Source organism: Pedobacter sp. ok626 (assembly GCF_900100435.1).
In the GTDB taxonomy this organism is placed as follows: Bacteria; Bacteroidota; Bacteroidia; order Sphingobacteriales; family Sphingobacteriaceae; genus Pedobacter.
The window spans coordinates 136196-156414 of sequence record NZ_FNEX01000008.1; the positions used below are offsets into that span (position 1 = coordinate 136196).

At 37.9% G+C, this 20219-nt stretch carries 20 protein-coding genes; 10 read left to right on the plus strand and 10 right to left on the minus strand.

Annotated features, from left to right (window positions below; translation table 11 throughout):
* The first annotated feature begins 21 nt into the window (after positions 1–21).
* On the plus strand, positions 22–1152 hold the full coding sequence (gene hppD / locus BLS35_RS13220) for a 4-hydroxyphenylpyruvate dioxygenase (protein ID WP_090781711.1): 1131 nt from the start codon (positions 22–24) through the stop codon (positions 1150–1152).
* A 122-nt stretch (positions 1153–1274) separates the two neighbouring features.
* Entirely contained in the window at positions 1275–2195 is a 921-nt protein-coding gene (locus tag BLS35_RS13225; protein ID WP_090781713.1) for a YihY/virulence factor BrkB family protein, read from the plus strand.
* Positions 2196–2204: 9 nt separating this feature from the next.
* Here BLS35_RS13225 and BLS35_RS13230 read toward each other — a convergent pair whose 3' ends face one another.
* Together BLS35_RS13230 and BLS35_RS13235 are read right to left on the minus strand one after the other, a co-directional pair.
* Complete coding sequence (locus tag BLS35_RS13230; protein WP_090781715.1) at positions 2205–2477, minus strand: hypothetical protein; 273 nt, start codon at positions 2475–2477, stop codon at positions 2205–2207.
* Between the two features lie 111 nt (positions 2478–2588).
* Positions 2589–3176: a porin family protein gene (locus BLS35_RS13235; protein WP_090781717.1), complete on the minus strand. Its 588-nt coding sequence runs from the start codon at positions 3174–3176 to the stop codon at positions 2589–2591.
* Between the two features lie 143 nt (positions 3177–3319).
* On the opposite strand from BLS35_RS13235, the gene BLS35_RS13240 reads away from it, so the two are divergent.
* Entirely contained in the window at positions 3320–5086 is a 1767-nt protein-coding gene (locus BLS35_RS13240; RefSeq protein ID WP_090781719.1) for a sensor histidine kinase, read from the plus strand.
* 16 nt (positions 5087–5102) lie between these two features.
* Here BLS35_RS13240 and BLS35_RS13245 read toward each other — a convergent pair whose 3' ends face one another.
* Positions 5103–5402, minus strand: coding sequence for a hypothetical protein (locus BLS35_RS13245; RefSeq protein WP_090781721.1), 300 nt, complete (start codon positions 5400–5402; stop codon positions 5103–5105).
* Between the two features lie 111 nt (positions 5403–5513).
* Between BLS35_RS13245 and BLS35_RS13250 the strand changes: the two genes are divergently transcribed.
* The gene (locus BLS35_RS13250) at positions 5514–6458 is read left to right on the plus strand and encodes a tetratricopeptide repeat protein (RefSeq protein ID WP_165973304.1); all 945 of its coding nucleotides are present in this window, start codon (positions 5514–5516) and stop codon (positions 6456–6458) included.
* Here the strand turns inward: BLS35_RS13250 and BLS35_RS13255 are convergent, their stop codons facing one another.
* The 3 genes from BLS35_RS13255 to BLS35_RS13265 are packed head-to-tail and all read right to left on the minus strand — an operon-like array spanning position 6459 to position 9586.
* Complete coding sequence (locus BLS35_RS13255) at positions 6459–7043, minus strand: riboflavin synthase (RefSeq protein ID WP_090781725.1); 585 nt, start codon at positions 7041–7043, stop codon at positions 6459–6461.
* Positions 7044–7053: 10 nt separating this feature from the next.
* Entirely contained in the window at positions 7054–8538 is a 1485-nt protein-coding gene (accC, locus tag BLS35_RS13260) for an acetyl-CoA carboxylase biotin carboxylase subunit (RefSeq protein ID WP_090781727.1), read from the minus strand.
* Between the two features lie 13 nt (positions 8539–8551).
* On the minus strand, positions 8552–9586 hold the full coding sequence (locus BLS35_RS13265; RefSeq protein ID WP_090781899.1) for a threonine aldolase family protein: 1035 nt from the start codon (positions 9584–9586) through the stop codon (positions 8552–8554).
* Between the two features lie 324 nt (positions 9587–9910).
* Between BLS35_RS13265 and BLS35_RS13270 the strand changes: the two genes are divergently transcribed.
* Positions 9911–10768 carry an N-acetylglucosamine kinase gene (locus BLS35_RS13270; RefSeq protein WP_090781729.1) on the plus strand — a complete coding sequence of 286 codons (858 nt, stop codon included), beginning with the start codon at positions 9911–9913 and terminating at the stop codon, positions 10766–10768.
* Between the two features lie 251 nt (positions 10769–11019).
* Here BLS35_RS13270 and BLS35_RS13275 read toward each other — a convergent pair whose 3' ends face one another.
* Entirely contained in the window at positions 11020–11709 is a 690-nt protein-coding gene (locus BLS35_RS13275; RefSeq protein ID WP_090781731.1) for an NUDIX hydrolase, read from the minus strand.
* A 290-nt stretch (positions 11710–11999) separates the two neighbouring features.
* Between BLS35_RS13275 and pfkA the strand changes: the two genes are divergently transcribed.
* The 5 genes from pfkA to dcp all read left to right on the plus strand — a co-directional run bounded on the left by pfkA (position 12000) and on the right by dcp (position 18116).
* Positions 12000–12986 (plus strand): 6-phosphofructokinase, encoded by a 987-nt coding sequence (gene pfkA, locus BLS35_RS13280; RefSeq protein WP_090781733.1) that lies wholly within the window; start codon positions 12000–12002, stop codon positions 12984–12986.
* Position 12987: 1 nt separating this feature from the next.
* On the plus strand, positions 12988–13830 hold the full coding sequence (locus BLS35_RS13285; RefSeq protein ID WP_090781735.1) for a hypothetical protein: 843 nt from the start codon (positions 12988–12990) through the stop codon (positions 13828–13830).
* 4 nt (positions 13831–13834) lie between these two features.
* Complete coding sequence (gene gap / locus BLS35_RS13290) at positions 13835–14836, plus strand: type I glyceraldehyde-3-phosphate dehydrogenase (RefSeq protein WP_090781737.1); 1002 nt, start codon at positions 13835–13837, stop codon at positions 14834–14836.
* Positions 14837–15089: 253 nt separating this feature from the next.
* Entirely contained in the window at positions 15090–15890 is an 801-nt protein-coding gene (locus BLS35_RS13295) for a hypothetical protein (protein WP_090781739.1), read from the plus strand.
* 81 nt (positions 15891–15971) lie between these two features.
* Entirely contained in the window at positions 15972–18116 is a 2145-nt protein-coding gene (gene dcp, locus BLS35_RS13300) for a peptidyl-dipeptidase Dcp (RefSeq protein ID WP_090781741.1), read from the plus strand.
* A 59-nt stretch (positions 18117–18175) separates the two neighbouring features.
* Here the strand turns inward: dcp and BLS35_RS13305 are convergent, their stop codons facing one another.
* Genes BLS35_RS13305 through BLS35_RS13315 form a run of 3 tightly spaced genes read right to left on the minus strand, consistent with a single transcriptional unit; the run spans position 18176 to position 20189 of the window.
* Entirely contained in the window at positions 18176–18829 is a 654-nt protein-coding gene (locus BLS35_RS13305) for a Pr6Pr family membrane protein (RefSeq protein ID WP_090781743.1), read from the minus strand.
* Between the two features lie 50 nt (positions 18830–18879).
* A complete protein-coding gene (locus tag BLS35_RS13310; protein ID WP_090781745.1) occupies positions 18880–19620 on the minus strand; it encodes a tetratricopeptide repeat protein in 741 nt (246 codons plus the stop codon).
* Positions 19620–20189 (minus strand): RNA polymerase sigma factor, encoded by a 570-nt coding sequence (locus BLS35_RS13315; protein WP_090781901.1) that lies wholly within the window; start codon positions 20187–20189, stop codon positions 19620–19622. Before BLS35_RS13315 ends, BLS35_RS13310 begins: the two co-directional genes overlap by 1 nt.
* Between the last annotated feature and the right edge of the window lie 30 nt (positions 20190–20219).

The following is a 20219-nucleotide window of genomic DNA, read 5'->3' on the forward strand; positions in this document are numbered from 1 at the left end:
TTATTATTATAAAGAACTAAGATGTCAACACAAACATTTGCAGAAAAAATTGCCAAAGCGCAAGATTTTCTTCCAATAAATGGAACGGATTATATAGAATTTTATGTGGGTAATGCTAAGCAGGCTGCTCATTATTACAAAACAGCCTTTGGTTTCCAGTCGCTAGCTTATGCTGGTCCGGAAACAGGGGTACGTGATCGTGCTTCTTATGTATTGAAGCAAGGAAAAATCAGATTGGTATTAACTACGGCATTAAAATCAGAAAGCCCTATCGCTGAACATGTAAAATTGCATGGTGATGGTGTTAAAATTCTGGCACTTTGGGTAGATGATGCTTATAGCGCATTTGAGGAAACCACTAAACGTGGTGGAAAACCTTATATGGAACCAGTAACGCTTACTGATGAGCACGGTGAAGTTCGTATGTCGGGTATTTATACCTATGGCGAAACTGTACACATGTTTATTGAACGCAAAAATTACACAGGTTCCTTTTTACCGGGTTATAGAGATTGGAATAGTGATTACAATCCTTCAGAAGCAGGATTGCTGTACATAGATCATTGCGTGGGTAATGTTGGCTGGAACAGAATGAATGAGACGGTAAAATGGTACGAGGATGTGATGGGTTTTGTGAATATCCTTTCATTTGATGACAAACAAATCAATACTGAATACTCCGCATTGATGAGTAAGGTAATGAGTAATGGAAACGGATTCTCAAAATTCCCAATCAACGAGCCAGCCGAAGGGAAAAAGAAATCACAGATTGAAGAATATTTAGAATTTTACGAAGGCGAAGGGGTGCAACACATTGCGGTAGCTACAAAAGATATTTTGACTACAGTAAAGGAATTAAAAGCTCGAGGGGTTGAGTTTTTAAGTGCACCCCCTGAAGCCTACTACAATATGATGCCAGAAAGAGTTGGCGAAATTGATGAGGAAATCGCCCAACTTAAGGAGTTGGGAATATTGGTGGATTGTGACGAAGAAGGTTATTTACTGCAGATTTTCACAAAACCTGTAGAAGATCGTCCAACCTTATTTTTCGAGATTATTCAGCGTAAAGGTGCCCAATCATTTGGCGCCGGTAACTTCAAAGCCTTATTTGAGTCTTTAGAACGCGAACAGGAACTAAGAGGAAACTTATAAAAACCTCTTATTCATTTAAAAACGGGACGGACAACCTTTTTTGGTTGTCCGTTTTTTTATAGGTTCCATTCCGCGATTTAAAAAAAATAGTTATTTTCGAAGCTTAAGGCAATACGCGGGGAATGGAAATCAACATACTTTACAGATCAAAGCTTTTTTTTACCAGATTTGGCGCTGCTTTTAAGCTATTCCAAAAAAATGACCCACTACGCTTAGCAGGTGCAACAGCCTTCTTTACAAACTTTGCTCTTCCCCCAATTCTATTAATCCTAATTCGCTTATTTGGCTTTTTTATTGACAGAAAAGAACTAGCAAGGCGTCTTTTCGAACGACTAGCAAACATTTTAGACGATAGCAGCACCTTGCAGGTCCGACAAACACTAAGAAATATCAGAGGCATAGATCAGCACTGGTATGCCACGCTTTTGAGCTTTGTTTTTTTTCTTTTTGTGGCGACTACACTATTTAGTGTCATTAAAAATTCCATGGACCAAATCTGGTCTATAGGCATCAAAGAGCATTCAAGTTTCATGTTTAAAATGAAATTACGTGGCCGCTCCATGATTATTATATTGTTAGCAGGGATCTTGTTCTTTGTAGGCCTACTCACAGACAGTGTACAAGGTTTTATCAGTACGTATGTGAACACAGCTTCTCCCACTTTTGGAAAAGCATTCTTATCCGTCCTTAATCAACTTTTATTTATTGCGATCGTTACCACCTGGTTCTCTGTCCTTTTTAAATTCTTAACCAACGGAAGGCCAACCTGGAACGCAGCCATCAGAGGCGGCCTACTCACAGGAATATTATTTACGATAGGCAAATACCTATTGCGCATACTGCTCCCATTAAGCGGCATCGGCAATATTTATGGGACATCGGGATCAATTGTATTGATTATGCTCTTTGTATTTTATTCTTCCTTTATATTTTACTTCGGTGCCTGCTACGTAAAGATATTGAGCGACGACAGAGAAACGCCAATACGGCCTATCAAAGGGGCATTTAATTACGAAATAAAAGAAGTGACAAAAAATACTTAAAACGCATGATTACCTCAATGCGACTTGTTCAAAACCCTGCATTTCGAACACAGCTAACTTGTTGAGTAAGTTGTAATGTAATGTTCCAAAGAAATTGACTATTCCGTCCTTATTCTTTCCCTCAATACAGATACTTTCTTTTACAATCTCCTTGTGTCTTAAATACTGCTCAGAAAGAATTAATTCTTCATCCTGAATGGTGACATCAGCAGCATCGATTGAAAACTGTTTTAGAAGCTCCGAAAAGCTTTTTCCATTTAAAAGCAACTCTTTAATTTTCATAGCCGTATATAATTAAGTTAGGGAGAATTAACAGATCAATTATAACGCCAAAAAGAAAGGGTAAACTACTAGAATTTACCCTTTTACACAAAATGTGGAAAACTTTTATTTTTAGAACAGCTTGTAAGCCAATCCTAAAGTAAACAGACTCAATTTTGTATCGTCATACCCATTTTTTCCAATTTTAGAAAGTCCGGTTTCATACCTTAAATCAAAACCAAGGTTACCAACATCCAGACCTGCACCAAATTGCCATGCAAAGTTTTGACCTTTAAAATCGCCTTTAAATGCACTTCCTGCAGCATCCTTTAAAGATTGATCATCACTTAATACAAACGATACTACAGGACCTGTATTTAGGCGTAGGCCAACCCCTGCTGCACCAAACTTAGTACCAACAAGAATTGGTACATCCATACTGGTAAATTTCACTTTATTTTCCTGACCTGATGCATCCTTTAATGTTGAGTTTTTACCACTCAGATACAACTCCGGTTGCAAATGTATACCTGCTGCACCTATACGTGTCCATAGACCAACATAATAACCGGCTCTATTGTCACTACTGAAAGTATTTTCTGTACTTAATTTAGAAAGATTTGCTCCACCTTTAAGGCCCAATTGAAAACTAGGCAATATCTGACTAAATGCAGCCAGATTTAAAGAGAGAAACAATGCGGATAAAATTATTTTTTTCATATGTGTGATAAGTTTATGATTAAATTATCTATGTAAAACTAAGAATTTTTTTCAATTGAAAACTAATTTACGTAGTTTTATATCTACGCCCTCAATAATGCCCCAAACACTTTCAGCGCTGTTAATGACCTTTATCAATTTGAATGGACTTCAACTTTAATTCGTACGCCATTACGCTAGTTTTTTGTGGCATTGTTACTCTTTTTTTTTCGTATCGGTTATTTCAGAAAAAAGGCGAAGCTGTTCGATTATTTGGTTTCATGCTACTATCCAATGCCATTTGGTCGTTAGGTTATGGCTTTGAACTCGCAAGTGATTCTTTAAGTCAAGTTCGCTTTTTCATCAACATTGAATACTTAGGTATAACAACGCTACCAGTAAATTGGTTTTTATTTTGTTTACATCTGGCCGGTAAAGATCGCTGGTACAAGAAACCCTTAAACCTGGCCGCTTTGCTGAGCGTATCCATACTCACCATATTATTGGTATGGACAAACGATTACCATCACTTACAATACAAAAGTCTAAATCTTGATCATTCCGGTCCCTTCCCCACACTCGTCATAGAACCAGGTATCTGGTATAGGTGTTTCACCGTATATTTCTACCTCCTTATGGGGACAGGAAGTTATCTCATCCTTTCTACCTTCCGAAAAGCGGATGCCATTTATAGAAGGCAAAACTATACTATATTTATTGCCGCGTTAATCCCCTGGATGGTCAACCTCGCCTATTTGGTAGGCATACGCCCCTTTAACAATCTAGACCTTACTCCTTTTGCATTTATTGTTGCCATTTCTTTGATTTCAGTGGCTATTTATCGATTTAAATTATTTGATATTCTTCCTGTAGCCAGAGAAAAAGTATTAGACCTTATTCAGGACGGCTACCTTGTTTTAGATGGCAAAAACAGGGTAATTGATTGCAACCTGGCTTTCAAAAAATATCTTCCTGAAGCTAAAAAGGGTAAGATCATTGGGGAGCAGATCGAATCCTTATTCCCTCAACAAGACGAATTACTTGATTTTCTAAAAGATAACCGTTCAGGGAAAATTGAAATGCAAGTCCAAATTCGCAAAGAGACATTTGACCTGGAAGCAGATATCATGTACCTAAATCATAACCAACTGAACAACGAGGCTACAGTTATAAAACTTCAGGATTTAACCGCTGTAAGGACGGAAGCTTTAAAATCCAAACAACAAACAGAGGAACTTAAAAAGCTAAACCAATTAAAGGACAGGATATTTTCTATCATCGCACATGACCTTAGGGGACCTTTGGTAAATTTATCCGAAGTATTGAAAATGGTCAATACGGACATGATCACTGTTGAGGAATTCAAAACGCTTTCTCCAAAGCTCAGCAGAGATATTCTTTACACCACTGATCTTTTAGAGAATATTTTACATTGGTCAAGAAGCCAGCTAAAAGGCTATGGGATCAATAAAACACATTTCGAATTGAGGAACATGATCATCAACGAAGTGAATTACCACCTACCTTCGGCAACGATAAAACGTATTCATATCATACATGATGTATTTCCAGGGATGATTGTATACGCCGATATGCTGATGATACAAATTGTAGTCAGGAATATCCTAAACAACTCCATTAAGTTTTGCAATGAAGAGTGTGAAATTAAGATTACGGCTGTCTACAACGAAGACTATCAGATGATTCTATCTATCGAAGACAACGGAATGGGCATATCAAAAGACGCATTAAAATTGCTGATCAATGGTTCCAGCGTTTCGACAAGAGGTACCATGAATGAAAAAGGGACTGGTCTCGGTTTGGTGATCTGCAAAGATTTTATGGAACGGAACAGCGGAAAAATGGAAGTAACCAGTGAAATTGGTAAGGGCACCAAATTTCAGCTGTTCCTTCCCGTTAATGAAATGTAAAACCTAACACACGAGCTTATTGTCCTGTTGCGCCATTAATAGCTTGCTGTTCTTTTAGCGCATCTACATTATTTTTGTCTCCAAAATTATTGGTTTTATCTTCAAAATATGCCAAGATCGCCACAATAGTATCCAGGTTATCTGCTACCCGTTGATGCATATCAGAAAGATCTTTATCCAATCTTTTGTCTCCCAGCTCTATATTGTCAACTTCAATTTTCCCTATTTTTTGAATAATTGCCTGTTGTGAGTGTTGCAAATCGCCCAACTCTCTTACAATCTTCTCCATTAATTCAAACTTTTTTAAAGTATCCATATCTCAATTTTTAAAAGATTAACGTTCTATTTACTACTTAATGAACCAATTATCTGGCCAATATGTTTTAATTTTTGGTAGTACATGTTGTTTTTGCTAATTTTCCGACCTATGAAGAAGCTTTTTCTTTTATTTTTTTTGTGCATCATGTATCAATTCGCACAGGCACAAACTGCCAATAATTTAGACAGTGAAAAACTACTAAATTATTATCAGGCACAACAATATGCCGAGGCGGCGCAATACCTTCAAAGTATTTACAGCGACAGTACAGATGTAAATCAACTAAAGCAGCTGGCCTATGCCAACCTGATGGCAAATAGATCACCAGAAGCTACAGGATTTTACCTGAAGGTGCTAAAAATAGACAGCAACAATTTCAATGCTTATAAACAATTGGCAAAATTGGATAGCGATCCTGGAAGTCCTTCAAGAAAAGAATATCTGCTAAAAGCAAACCAGTTAAATGCCCAGGATGCCGAAGTAGCAGCGGGATTGGCTGAGTTGTATTTCAAAAACAATCAATTTAATAAAGCCGAAGAAACCTTGAATCCGGCATTGGCAGCAGACAGCGCTAACCTTCTATTATTAAATGCAAAAATGCCAGTAAGTATGGCTTTAAAAAAATATCCTGAAGCCATAAATGCCGGAAAAAAATTAATTGGCTCAACCCATATCTCTGCCGAAAATCTGTTTTTCCAATTGGCTTTGTCTTACCGTGGTATCAGAGACTATAAAACTGCTAGTTCATACCTGCAAAAAGCAATAAAAGAGGGCATTTCACAAAAAACAGCCTCTTATTACGGATTGCTAGGGGACTCGTACGAAAGTTTGAACCAGAATAAAGAAGCGCTTGAAGTTTACAAAAGAGGCCTGCTATTCGAAAATAACGGCAGCTTGTATTACAATATCGCCCTACTTTACGAAGACAAGCTGAATGATAAAAAGAATGCAATCAATTATTATTCGCAATACTTAAACCATATCAAAGACCCCGAGAGGCAAAGGCGCCACATAGCTTATATCAAGAATAAGATTGAGGAACTAAAAAGATAACTAGCGGTTTACCAATCTGGCAACATACTTACCAATAATATCAAACTCAATATTCACAGTATCCCCTACATTTACCTCATGTAAATTGGTGTGTTCAAAAGTATAAGGAATAATAAATACCGAAAACTCGTCTTTTTCGGAACCTACAACGGTTAAACTGATTCCATTGACGCATACAGAGCCCTTTTCCACCGTTACGTTACCATTACTTGAATCATATTTAAAACGATATTCCCAGCTGCCATCCAACTCTGCTCTTTTAACGCAAACAGCGGTCTGGTCCACGTGACCTTGAACAATATGACCGTCTAACCTGCCGTTCATCTGCATACAACGTTCCAGATTAACTTTGTTCCCTACTTTAAGGTATTGCATATTGCTCTTTTCCAGCGTCTCCTGAATCGCAGTCACAGTATGCGTGTCCTCAGTTAACGCAACCACTGTTAAACAAACCCCATTGTGTGCTACACTCTGGTCTATCTTAAGTTCATTACTAATCGTAGATTGAATGGTAAAATGCAGATTTGTGCCCTCTGGAGCTATATTTTTAACTTCTCCAAGTGTTTCTATTATCCCTGTAAACATATCGATTTCACTATTTATTTAACCTATTTTTTCTCCAGTTACTCGTGCTTTCCTGCGAGATTTGTTGCTGCTGAACCACTCCTTGTTTTTTAAAAGACGTTGCGGCAAACAAAGCTGCCATCAAGGCCTCCTCATCATTTTCGGTTTTCAAACTATCGGCATTAAAGTACTTACTTACAAAATGCGTATCAAATTTACCAGATTTAAAAGCATCGTGCTGCATTACAAATTTCCCAAAGCTAAGGGTGGTTTGTATACCAGTGATCTGGTATTCATCAATCGCGCGAAGCATCCTTTCTATCGCTTCTTCCCTATCCTTACCAAAGGTGATCAACTTTGCGATCATCGGATCGTAATAGATTGGAATTTCCATCCCTTGTTCGAAGCCATCATCAACCCTTACACCATTACCTTTAGGCGTTTTATAAGTAAGTAAAGTGCCAATATCTGGTAGGAAATTATTCTCAGGATCTTCTGCATAAACCCGCAGTTCGATGGCATGTCCGTTAATCTCCAGGTCTTCCTGTTGATAAGAAAGCTTTTCGCCACGTGCAATTTTAATCTGTTCCTTTACAAGATCCAAACCAGTAATCATCTCTGTTACCGGATGCTCTACCTGCAAGCGGGTATTCATTTCTAAAAAGAAAAAGTCAAGATTTTCATCCAGGATAAACTCTACCGTACCTGCACCTACATAATTTACAGACCTTGCCACATCTACCGCACATTCCCCCATTCTGTTGCGGATTTCATCTGTTAAGATGCTGGATGGGGCCTCTTCAATTACCTTCTGATGTCGACGCTGTACGGAGCACTCCCTTTCAAATAGGTGAACGATATTTCCATGCGTATCTCCTAATACTTGTATTTCTATATGTCGTGGTGAAGAAACATAGCGTTCAATAAATACAGAGCCATCGCCAAAAGCCGATTGCGCTTCACTTACGGCCAATTGCATTTGCTCTTCAAAATCGGATACTTGCTCCACTACCCGCATTCCTTTACCACCACCGCCAGCTGCAGCTTTAATTAAAATCGGAAATCCGACTTCTACAGCTCTTAGCTTTGCTTCTTCAATGTCTGTAATGGCCTCCTCTGTCCCCGGAACCATTGGAATTTGGTATTTCAACGCTGCTGCCTTGGCAGACAACTTATTACCCATAATTTCCATGGCCTCAGGTGTAGGACCTATCAATATCAGTCCTGATGCTTTTACTAATCTTGCAAAACCTGCATTTTCAGATAAAAAACCATAACCAGGGTGAATGGCTTCAGCGCCTGTAATTTTACAAGCTTCAATAATCTTTTCTCCTAAAAGGTAAGATTGATTAGAGGGTGCTGGTCCTATACATACGGCCTCATCGGCGTACAATACGTGTAAAGATTGGCGATCTGCTTCTGAATATACGGCAACAGTTTTTATTCCCATTTCTCTGGCTGAACGCATGATACGCAATGCGATTTCGCCGCGGTTGGCTATAAGAATTTTCTTCATTAATGGATGAAAGTTATTTATGAGCTGATAAGTGCAAATGTATTATGTTTTCGATTGCCCTATCTATCATTTCTTCAGAAATATTTAAATGTGTCACCATTCTTACCGTTTTTGGTCCGGTAGCATTACAAAGTACTCCGCTTTCTGCCAAATGATGCACCACGCTCTCAGGTTTTATCCCCTTGGCAACTTCAAATACAACTATATTAGTTTCAACAGGAAGTACTGATGAAACATAGCTTACCTTACTCAAAGCATCAGCTAATGCCTTAGCATGTTGATGATCCAAGGCTAGCTTAGGAATGTTATGATCTAAGGCATAAATACCCGCAGCTGCTAAAAATCCTGCCTGGCGCATACCGCCACCAAAGGCTTTTCTAATTTTAATGGCCTCCTTAATGGTTTCCTTTGAGCCCAGTAAAACCGAACCAACTGGAGCGCCGAGCCCCTTAGACAAGCAAACAGATATGCCATCAAAATACTGTCCGTAAGCCGATGCATGATCACCTGTTGCAGTTAAGGCATTAAATATACGAGCACCATCCATGTGCAATTTCATTTCTTTGATATTGCAAAGCGTATGAATGGGTTCTATCTGAGACAGGCTATAACAAGCGCCGCCCCCCTTGTTCATTGTATTTTCCAACACCACCAAACTGGAATTAGGATAGTGGATATTCTCTTCATTTATTTCAGGCTCAATCAGCTCTGGCGTAAGAATACCTCTTATCCCATTTATTAGCCTTACCGATGCCATAGAATGATAAGCAATGCCGCCCCTCTCATAACGATATACATGGGAGCCCTGATCACATATCACTTCATCCATTGGATTTGTGAAACATTTAATGGCGATTTGATTGGTCATTGTTCCTGAGGGACAAAATAAGCCTGCTTCCATATTAAAGAGCGCAGCGAGTTTATGCTCCAGGGCATGTACGGTTTCATCTTCACCAAAAACATCATCACCAACTTTGGCAGTCATCATTGCTTCTAGCATACCACCATCCGGCACCGTTACAGTATCACTTCTCAGATCTATTTTCATGGGCATAAATTTTCTATACAATATTACTGAAGCACTTTCAAATTACCCACCAATATAAGCATAAAACTTACAGCATATCCCCGTAGTTTTGCCCTTAGTTTTTGGACTGGAATTTTAAATTTGGAATTTAAAATAACAAGTGTAATTTAGCTTAGTGTTTATTTAACAATATCTTAACCTAAGAAAAACGAAAAAACATGCTTCTTCAGCATTTAAAGGCAGAAAAATAATTAAACAACCAAAACCAAAAAAATAAATTTATGAGCAAAATGTGTACAAAAATGGTAGGATTATTTACTTTTATCCAGAAAAAATCGAACTAAGATGATAGTTATTGCAGATGGCGGTTCAACCAAAACCAATTGGTGTTTAATTAACGAAGCTGGAAGAAAAATTCTTTTCAATACAGAAGGCTATAATCCATATTTTTCAAAAACTGATTACATTGTTGAGTCTTTACGAAAGTCTCTTCCAGACCATTTAGAAACAGAGAAATTAACCGAGGTAAACTATTACGGAGCGGGTTGTTCAACAGAAACAAACAAAAAAATTGTATCAGATGCTATGCAACAGGTTTTCCCGAATGCAAAGATCAACATCGGACACGACCTTTTGGCTTCGTGCAGAGCTTTACTAGGCGATGAGCCAGGTTTTGCAGCAATTCTGGGCACAGGAACAAACTCTTGCCTTTACAATGGTAAAGACATTACTTTAAACATAGATTCCTTAGGTTATTTTTTAGGTGATGAAGGTAGTGGATGCTTTATCGGAAAAAAGATATTAAGCGACTACATGAAAGGTTATATGCCTAAAGGTCTTAGAGAAAGTTTCTATGACAACTATGCTTTAACCAATGAGGACATTTTTGACAATATCTATAACAAACCCCTTCCTAATCGTTTTTGCGCAGGCTTCAGTAAGTTTGTATACGATTATAAGGACAGTTACGAAGACTATGCTTTCGATACAATTAACTATGCTTTTACCGCATTTTTTGATAATCTGGTTACGCACTACCCGAACTATAAAGATTACAAATTAAACTGCGTTGGTTCTGTTGGCTATAGCTTCAGAGATATATTAAGCGTGGTGGCTGACAGGTATGAAATGGGTATCGGAAAAATCATTCGTTCTCCTATAGATGACCTTGTTAATTACCATGTCAACATCGTGAATAAATAACAATTACATTAATAATATACCTAAAATGGCCGTATCATCAATTATGATACGGCCATTTTTGTATGCACAGAAACACTCTGGAAGTCCTTCGGGAATGGTTATATGCAACAAGGAGTTTAAAAAGACTTTGAAAGGAATCCGAAAGGAGCTAGGGTCCTACTCAAGTCCTATCAAACTCCTTTCAGATTCCTTTCAATGTCCTAGGTGTATAGGACCATTCCCGAACGAGTATCGAAGGGTTATTAAAGACGCTAAAATGAGATCTCTTTGCTAAATAGTTTAGCGTATTTCCTTTTGTCAAATTTGTACAAGGTCGCTGCTCTGAATGACACTCCGTACTGTTTTTCATTTAAATCTCTCAGTACGCCGAAGCTCAACATCTTTTTTCTGAAATTTCTTTTATCCAGTTTTTTATTCAAAATCACTTCATAAACGTTTTGAAGCTGGGTTAAAGTAAATTTCTCAGGTAATAGTTCAAATGCAATTGGTTGATGTTTAATCCGCCGCTTGATTTTCTCCATTCCTTTTTCAAAGATCTGCTGATGATCAAAGGCCAATTTAGGCAGGTCTTTAACATTTCTCCAATAAGCTTGCTTCGCATAATTGCTTATTGGTTTTACAACCTTATCCCCTCCTAATCTTAAGAGGGCATAATAGGCTATACTTACTACTCTACCCTGTGGATGTCGATTTACATCACCAAAGGTATAATACTGCTCCATATAGATATCACTTAAGCCTGTAAGCTCATGTAAGATCCTGGTAGCTGATTGGTCTAAACTCTCATCCTCTTCAACCAGATTACCTGGTAAGGCCCACCAATCCTTAAAGGGTTCTTCGTTCCTTTCAATTAGAAGAATTTTTAATTCTCCTTCATCAAATCCGAAAAGCACACAATCAATCGAGAAAGTGGAATTAAATTTTGGCAAAATTTCTTTCAAAACATTAATTGTTAGATATTAAATATTCTAGATCTTTTTGAAATTTTCAGGTTTTTCACGCGTTATATTTCTGTAGAATCATTTTGACACCAAAATGCAAATAACTTTTGATACTGCAAAAAACAAAATCAATCCTATCAAAAGAAAGCATAAAAAGACATCTGTAGCTCACATTATCTTTTTTTTTACAAAAAAAGAGTAATAAATACACATGTTTCCTATTAACTTAGGAAAATTAAAAATAAATTACTTAGTGTAAAAAATACACGCTATATTCGTAACTATAAATCATGAGACCAAATATTAAAAATATCGCAGTATTAACATCTGGAGGAGATGCTCCCGGGATGAACGCTTGCATTAGGGCAGTGATTAGAACGGGAATATACAATGGTATCAATATGTTTGGTGTCATGCAAGGATACCAGGGCTTAATCAATGACAACATTATTCCCATGGATGCAAGATCCGTGAGTAATATCATACACCTTGGTGGTACCATTCTAAAAACAGCACGCTGTTTAGAATTTAAAACTGAGGAAGGGCTGGAACTGGCTTACAAAAATCTTCAGGCACACGATATAGATGGACTTGTTGTAATTGGAGGTGATGGAACTTTTACCGGAGCCAAGCGTTTCGGTGAAAAATTCGGCATCCGAGTAATCGGTGTTCCAGGTACCATTGACAATGACCTTTATGGTTCCGACTTTACCTTGGGATATGATACGGCTATCAATACAGTTATTGAAGCTATTGATAAGATCCGCGATACTGCAGATTCACACGACCGTTTATTCTTTATTGAAGTAATGGGTCGTGACTCAGGCTGTATCGCCTTGAGAAGTGCAATTTCTAGTGGTGCTGAAGCAGTGCTTTTGCCAGAAAGAGAGACTAGTTTAAGTGAATTGATCGCTCAACTGGAAACTGGTGCGTCTACCAAAAAAACTTCAAGTATTGTAATTGTATCTGAAGGTCATAAGGATGGTGGAGCATATGATGTAGCCAAAAAGGTTAAGGAACGTTTTAATCATTATGATACCAAAGTAACGATCTTAGGTCACCTTCAACGTGGAGGTAGCCCAAGTAGCTTTGATAGAATTCTGGGTAGCAGACTTGGTTTTGCTGCTGTTAACGAACTGCTAAGAGGAAATACCATGCAAATGGTAGGTCTGAGAGGCAATGAAGTTAAAACAACAAGTATAGAAGAAGCACTAACCAGACATACTTTTAAACTGGAAAGTGATTTATTGGAAATGACTAAAGTTTTATCCATATAACATGATAGCAATAGTATACAGCGGATCGAAAACAGCGTTCTGGAAAATTGCCAAAGATGGCAAGGCTATTGCCGAATGCACTATGCCGGGTATTAACCCTTGTTTTAACGACCAAAAGACTATCCTTCAGTATTTAAATAAAAAAGCTACGCTAATCAATCATGCCGAAAGCATAAAAAAGATTTATGTTTTTGCTGCTGGTGCTTCTTCTGACGAAAGAAAAGAAGAGCTTGCCAACACATTAGGTATGTTTTTTAAGCACAGTAAAATAACGGTTAAAGATGACCTATATGGCGCTGCTATTTCAGCATGCTTTAACAACAGCGGTATTGTAGGTATCTTAGGTAGCGGAGCCAACTGCGCCTATTTTGATGGTAAAAAACCAGAGAAAAACAATTTTGGACTAGGTTACGTTTTTGGAGATGAAGGCTCAGCCAACTATCTTGGAAAAACAATTTTAAAGCGTTTTCTTCAAAACAAACTTCCTGCTGATTTGCAGAAGCAATTTGAATTGAAATACAATCTAGACAGACCACAAATACTGGAAAGGGTGTATAAAAAACCAATGGCACAGCTATTTTTAAGTTCTTTCTTTGATTTTTTCCTTGAAAATAGGGACAATAAATATATACTGGAGATTATAGATAATGCTTTTGAGCTCTATTTTCAAACTTATTTATTACCAACAGTTAAACTTCATCCCGGAAAAGAAATACATTTTGTAGGTATTGTTGCTGGAAGTTTTCAGGATCAATTACGTGCAATTGCAAAGAAACATGGGCTCTCGATTACAACGATTACAAAGGAACCTATATATAATTTATTAAACTACTATTCAAATTAACAAAATGAGCAAAATTGGAATTAACGGCTTTGGCCGTATCGGCAGACTGGTTTTTAGAGCTGCTTTAAAAAGAGGATTAGATATCGTTGCGATTAATGACCTTGTTGAGCCGGATTACATGGCTTATATGTTAAAATACGACACTACACATGGTCGTTTTGATGGTACTATTGCTGTAGAAAATGGTCATCTTGTAGTAAACGGAAAAACAATCCGTATTACAGCGGAAAGAGATCCAGCAAACTTGAAATGGAATGAAGTTGGTGTTGAAACTGTGATTGAATCTACAGGTTTATTCCTAACACGTGCTGATGCTGAAAAACACATCGCTGCAGGTGCAAAAAGAGTCGTATTCTCTGCTCCAGCTAAAGATGCTGATATCCCTACTTATGTAATGGGTGTTAACCATGATAAATTAACTGCTGATCAAACGATCGTTTCTAACGCATCTTGTACTACAAACTGCCTTGCTCCAATCGCAAAGGTATTAAATGATAACTTTGGTATCGTTGAAGGTTTAATGAGTACAATTCACGCAGTTACTGCAACTCAAAAAACTGTTGATGGTCCTTCGGCTAAAGACTGGAGAGGTGGACGTGGTGGTTTCTCTAACATCATCCCTTCTTCTACAGGTGCTGCTAAAGCAGTAGGTATGGTATTACCTGAATTGAAAGGTAAATTAACTGGTATGTCGTTCCGCGTTCCTGTTGCTGACGTATCTGTTGTTGATTTAACTGTACGTTTAGAGAAACCTGCGACTTATGAGGAAATTAAAGCTGCAATGAAAGCTGCCTCAGAAGGCGATTTAAAAGGCGTACTTGCTTACACTGATGAAGAAGTAGTTTCTTCTGATTTTATCGGAGATGACCATGCATCTATCTTTGATGCTAAAGCTGGTATCTCATTGAATGACAACTTCGTAAAAGTAGTTTCATGGTATGATAACGAATGGGGCTATTCTTCTGCATTAGCTAAATTCGTAGAATACTACGGAAACTTAAAGTAAAACCCGTTCATACAGGTTTATATTTGGTTAGAAAAGGGATGTGCGTGGATGCGACATCCCTTTCTTTGTTTTGCAATGTTATACTTACAGGTGTATTATGTTCGACCGAATAACGCAACAAGCCCAACTCAATTGAGCATCTACTGTAAAACAATTGTTATACAGGCCCCAAACATCCTATACAACCTGTTCAGCTATTGGATATTCCTTTTCAAAGGTTATTTTTGCACGAAAAAAAAATCTATCCAACATTATGAAACACATATTATACGCCCTCGGCCTGTCAGTACTTTTATTTAGCTGTAAAGAACAGGAAACTACTGCTACTTATACCCCAAGGATACTGACTGCTAATGAAAAATTCAATGAATCCTATGATGGAAAGGATAGCATATTTACAATCCTTTTGAAAAAAGACCAGAATACCAGTGAAATCAAAGAGGAGTTTAACGTAAAGTTTAAAGACACGCTTGTGAAAATTCAAGTCAATAAGGCTGATCCAAATTCAGCAACTGATAAATTTGCATCTACTCAATTTATAAACACCCAAAAAACTGCACTTCTAGTTCAATTGGCCGACAATTCTGGTCTAGCTGCTCCATCCTATATCATCGCCTTAAAAAACGGCAAACTAAATGTAGTAAGCCTTTACAGAGCTTCGAACGGAAAAGAGGATACAAAATACACTACGGGAATAAACAAACTGGGAAGAGCAGGATATTTGGTTAACAACGATTTTTTCATCACCAACGTGAATGCAAATGTTAATTTGGTTAAAAGACAAAATCCAGAAGAAAGAATCCAAGGTGAATTTATTTTAAATTCGCCAGATAAAACTACTTTAGTATTCCTTACCCCTTCTTCATTATACCAGGTTCATTACCCAAGTGACGAAGTTGTTAATGAGAAACTAGCTAAACCAGCACCTCAGTCTGATGCCGAATTAACCGAATGGGTTAAAAACAACTACATCTGGGCAAAGAATAAAAAAGGCATTACCTTTTTGAAATTTCATGACAGCGACAGAATTGTTGACATTAAAGAATTTCAATAGCAATTGAATTAGGTACGGTTTTCTCATAAACTAATCGGCGCAAATTTTTGTACATTAGTTTATAAGAAAACCAATATCCTAATGAAGACATCCTTAAAGTTGCCACTAGTAGCCTTGCTGGCCATTTTTTCTTCCTGTGAAAACAGCAACAAAAAATCAGCATCGGCTGATTCAAGCCTTTCCCCATCAAATCCTTTCCTTAAAGAGAGTACATTACCTTATCAGGTACCAGACTTTGATCACATCAAGGATAGCGATTTTAAACCCGCTATTGAGGAAGGCATGAAGATCCATTTAAATGAGGTCAACAGCATTGCAGATAATAAAGAGGCCCCTACATTTGAGAACACGCTGGTAGCGATGGAAAAAAGCGGGCAAATGTTGACCCGCGTAAACCATGTTTTCGGTTTACTTACAGGAGCCAACACCAATGATGACCTCCAAAAGATACAAGAAGAAATAGCACCTAAGCAGGCTGCGCATGATGATGCCATACATCTGAATGCTAAATTGTTTAAACGCATCGAATCCATATACAACACAAGGGCAAAGCTTAAATTAGATGCGGAATCCAACAAATTGCTGGAGTATTATTATCAGGAATTTGTACTGGCAGGAGCAAAACTTTCTGAGGATGCAAAAACCAATCTTAAAAAACTGAATGAACAGGAAGCTTCGCTAAGTGCAAAGTTTTCTAACCAGCTACTCGCCGCAGCAAAAGCCGGCGCTTTCGTTACCGATAAAGTATCAGACTTAGAAGGTTTATCGACCGGAGAGATTAATGCTGCAGCGCAGGCTGCAAAAACGGCCAAAATGGATGGAAAATGGTTATTATCTCTTCAAAATACAACCCAGCAACCATCTTTACAAATGCTTTCCGACCGTGCTACTCGTCAAAAATTATTTGAGGCTTCCTGGAATCGTGCGGAAAAAGGCGACAGCAATGATACTCGCAAAACGATTGTTGAAATCGCCAAAATACGAGCCGAAAAAGCCAAATTAATGGGTTTCCCTAATTATGCCGCCTGGAAATTACAAGATCAAATGGCCAAAACCCCAGCCGCTGTGGAAGCGTTCTTTGCTAAACTGGTACCTTCGGCAACAGCAAAGGCCAATGCAGAGGCAGCAGAACTTCAATCGGTAATAGATACACAAAAAGGTGGTTTTAAACTGGAACCTTACGATTGGAATTACTATGCAGAACAGGTACGTAAGGCCAAATACGATTTAAATGAAAATGAGGTTAAGCCCTACTTTGAGCTGAATAACGTACTTAAAAACGGAGTATTCTACGCTGCAACTCAACTATACGGCATTACTTTTAAAGAGCGTACAGACCTACCCGTTTATCACAAGGATGTGAAAGTGTTTGAATTGTTCGATAAAGACAATAGCACTATTGGCCTTTTTTACTGTGATTACTTTAAACGCGACAACAAATCTGGTGGTGCATGGATGGACAATGTAGTTGGCCAATCGAAATTGATGGGCACCAAACCTGTCATTTTTAATGTATGTAATTTTACAAAGCCTGCAGGCGGGCAACCTGCCTTAATTAGCTTTGATGATGTAACTACCATGTTCCATGAGTTTGGACATGCCCTACATGGCTTTTTTGCCAATCAAGAGTATCCTAGTCTCTCGGGCACCAATGTGGCTAGAGATTTCGTTGAATTTCCATCTCAGTTTAACGAGCATTGGGCTGTAAATCCGCAGGTCTTTAAAAACTATGCGATTCATTACAGTACCGGACAACCAATGCCACAAATATTGGTTGATAAGATAAATAAAGCAGCTAAGTTTAATCAGGGCTATGCTTTAACAGAAGTATTAGCGGCAGCTGCATTAGATATGCAATGGCATAAACTTTCGGCCACCGAGCCTTTGCAGGATGCCGATAAATTTGAAACCACAGCATTGCAAAGAACGGGATTAAGCCTATCTTATGTACCACCACGTTATCGTTCCAGCTACTTTTTACACATCTGGGGTAATGGATATGCGGCAGGTTATTATGCTTACCTATGGACCGAAATGCTGGATCATGATGCTTTCTCCTGGTTTGAAGAAAATGGTGGTTTAACAAGAGAGAATGGACAACGCTTCCGCGACATGATCCTTTCTCGTGGCAATACAGAAGATTATGGAAAAATGTTCCGCGATTTCCGTGGTCACGATCCGAATATTAAAGCCATGCAAAAATATAGAGGCTTACCAGAAAAATAGGTTTCCAAATAAACGAAAGGGAGTTAGAGAAGGTATACCTTTCTAACTCCTTTTTTACTTTAAATACTTATTCTTTTTCTGGCGTTTTGCATTTTTCTCCCTATCCAAACAAGTATCAACGACAACGCCAGAAATACAATTAGGAGGTAGAAACTATTTAACATCACCTTATTGTATCCCAATGCGCCCACATCAATAAATGGATAAGGATAAAATCCGGAGAAATCCCCCCTGACCAGTATATATACTAAATACACAAATGGATAAATCAGCCATGCAAAGGCATCTTTCCATTTCAATGTGCTTTTCGGCACAAAAATCAACCAGTATACGACATATAAAACAGGTATAAATGCATGCAGCAATTCATCTACAACAAGCTGCAATCCTTTTGGTTCCCATGTAAACCGTAATATTAGGTTATAAACAATTCCAACTACACTAATATAAACTGTCACAGCTGCCAAAATTTTTGGCTTCGAAAAAAAATGCTCGTCGTTTTTGTTGAAATTAAATAGCAACAATGTAAAACACAATACCACCATAATATTGGTAAGAATGGTGAAGTAGCTAAAATACCTTACAACAGACTCTAATACGGGAATATCATTGTTTACGATAGTGAGATACAACTGTGCTATTAACGCAAACCAACCTGCAATAGCGCCGGTCATCAAAAATAATTTATTGGCTTTAGCGTGCTTTTTATCCATACTGTCTTCTATAATTAGCTATTGAATATAGCTAATTATAGAAAAATTCACTAAAGCCTTTTTATAAGTTCCTGAGCCTTATCATAATTACTTGTTCCCTGAGGGATTTTTGCAAACCAAACTAAAGCTTGCTGTTTATCCTTTTGCTTAACGAAGCTCAGGCCAATATAATAAGCTGCATCGTATTTAAACACAGATTCACCTTCATACAATTTTGTAAGTATGGTTCTCGCATCATTTTCTTTACCCGTTTCAATTAGGGTAATTCCATAATAATAAGCCACTAAAGAATTTTCAGGGGAAAGCGCATATTCCTGCGCTAAAATTTCCCTGGCCGCGCTAAAATCATGCGCATTATAAAAATCTGCCGCTTTTTCAAGATTATTCTTGGTGTCTGCACCGCGCTCTACTACCGACATTTCTTTGCTGATACTGTATTTATCATAAAGATTAGCAGACCATGGAGCCCATACCAACAAACCAATAACTAAAATCGCAGCAACGCTGATCCACTTTAAATATGACTGTAACCTAACCACTTTTACTGGCGGATGTTCCTGATTTTTAAAATACTGTTTACCAAATGCAGCTAAAGTTGCTTCAACTTCTTTATCCTCCTCAGAAGGCGCAATCTTCATCTTTAATGTTTGATGAACATTTTTATACTCGGCCAACAGCGTTTTCAACTCTCCATCTGTTTGAAGTAAAGTTTCAAACTCCTGTTTTTCCTGAAGCTCCATATCACCTTCAAGGTAACGGGCAACAGTTAATAATTTCTCCTCGTTCATCATTATTCTTCCGTTTTATCAGATTGAACCATTTTTATCAGAGATGCCATGCATTCAGATTTCTTTTTCCTCAGGTAACCATAAGTAACACCAAGCGTTTCGGCCACTTTTTCTTGTGCCTCCCCCTTCATGCTCCATGAAATGATTTCTCTGCAGCGTTCGCCTAATTTCTCGAATGCCTTAAAAAATAATTTCGACTGCGCCTCCTGATTTTCCAGATAATCTGCATTAGCAAAAGTATCTTCTCCGATATGTAATAAATCCTCTTCGCTATTTGTTACCGGTAGAATTGATCTTTTTTTTATTTCATTTAACCATTTCCGCTTGCATATCAATAAGATGTAAGGTTCGAAAGGACAGGTAAGCTCTAGCGATTTATATTTCGCCTGCTTGTAGATATCCATTAAAGACTCTTGAAATATATCCGCAGCATCATCATCACTCCCATTATTAAATACGATCCATGATTTGACCTTAGCTGCACAACGCTTATAAATCTCATTAATGATGACAGTATCATTATTTACCAGTCCTATAATATAACGCTGGTCTGAATGTATGTTTTTAGCCATTGGCGGATTTATAATCAAGCATATCGCTAC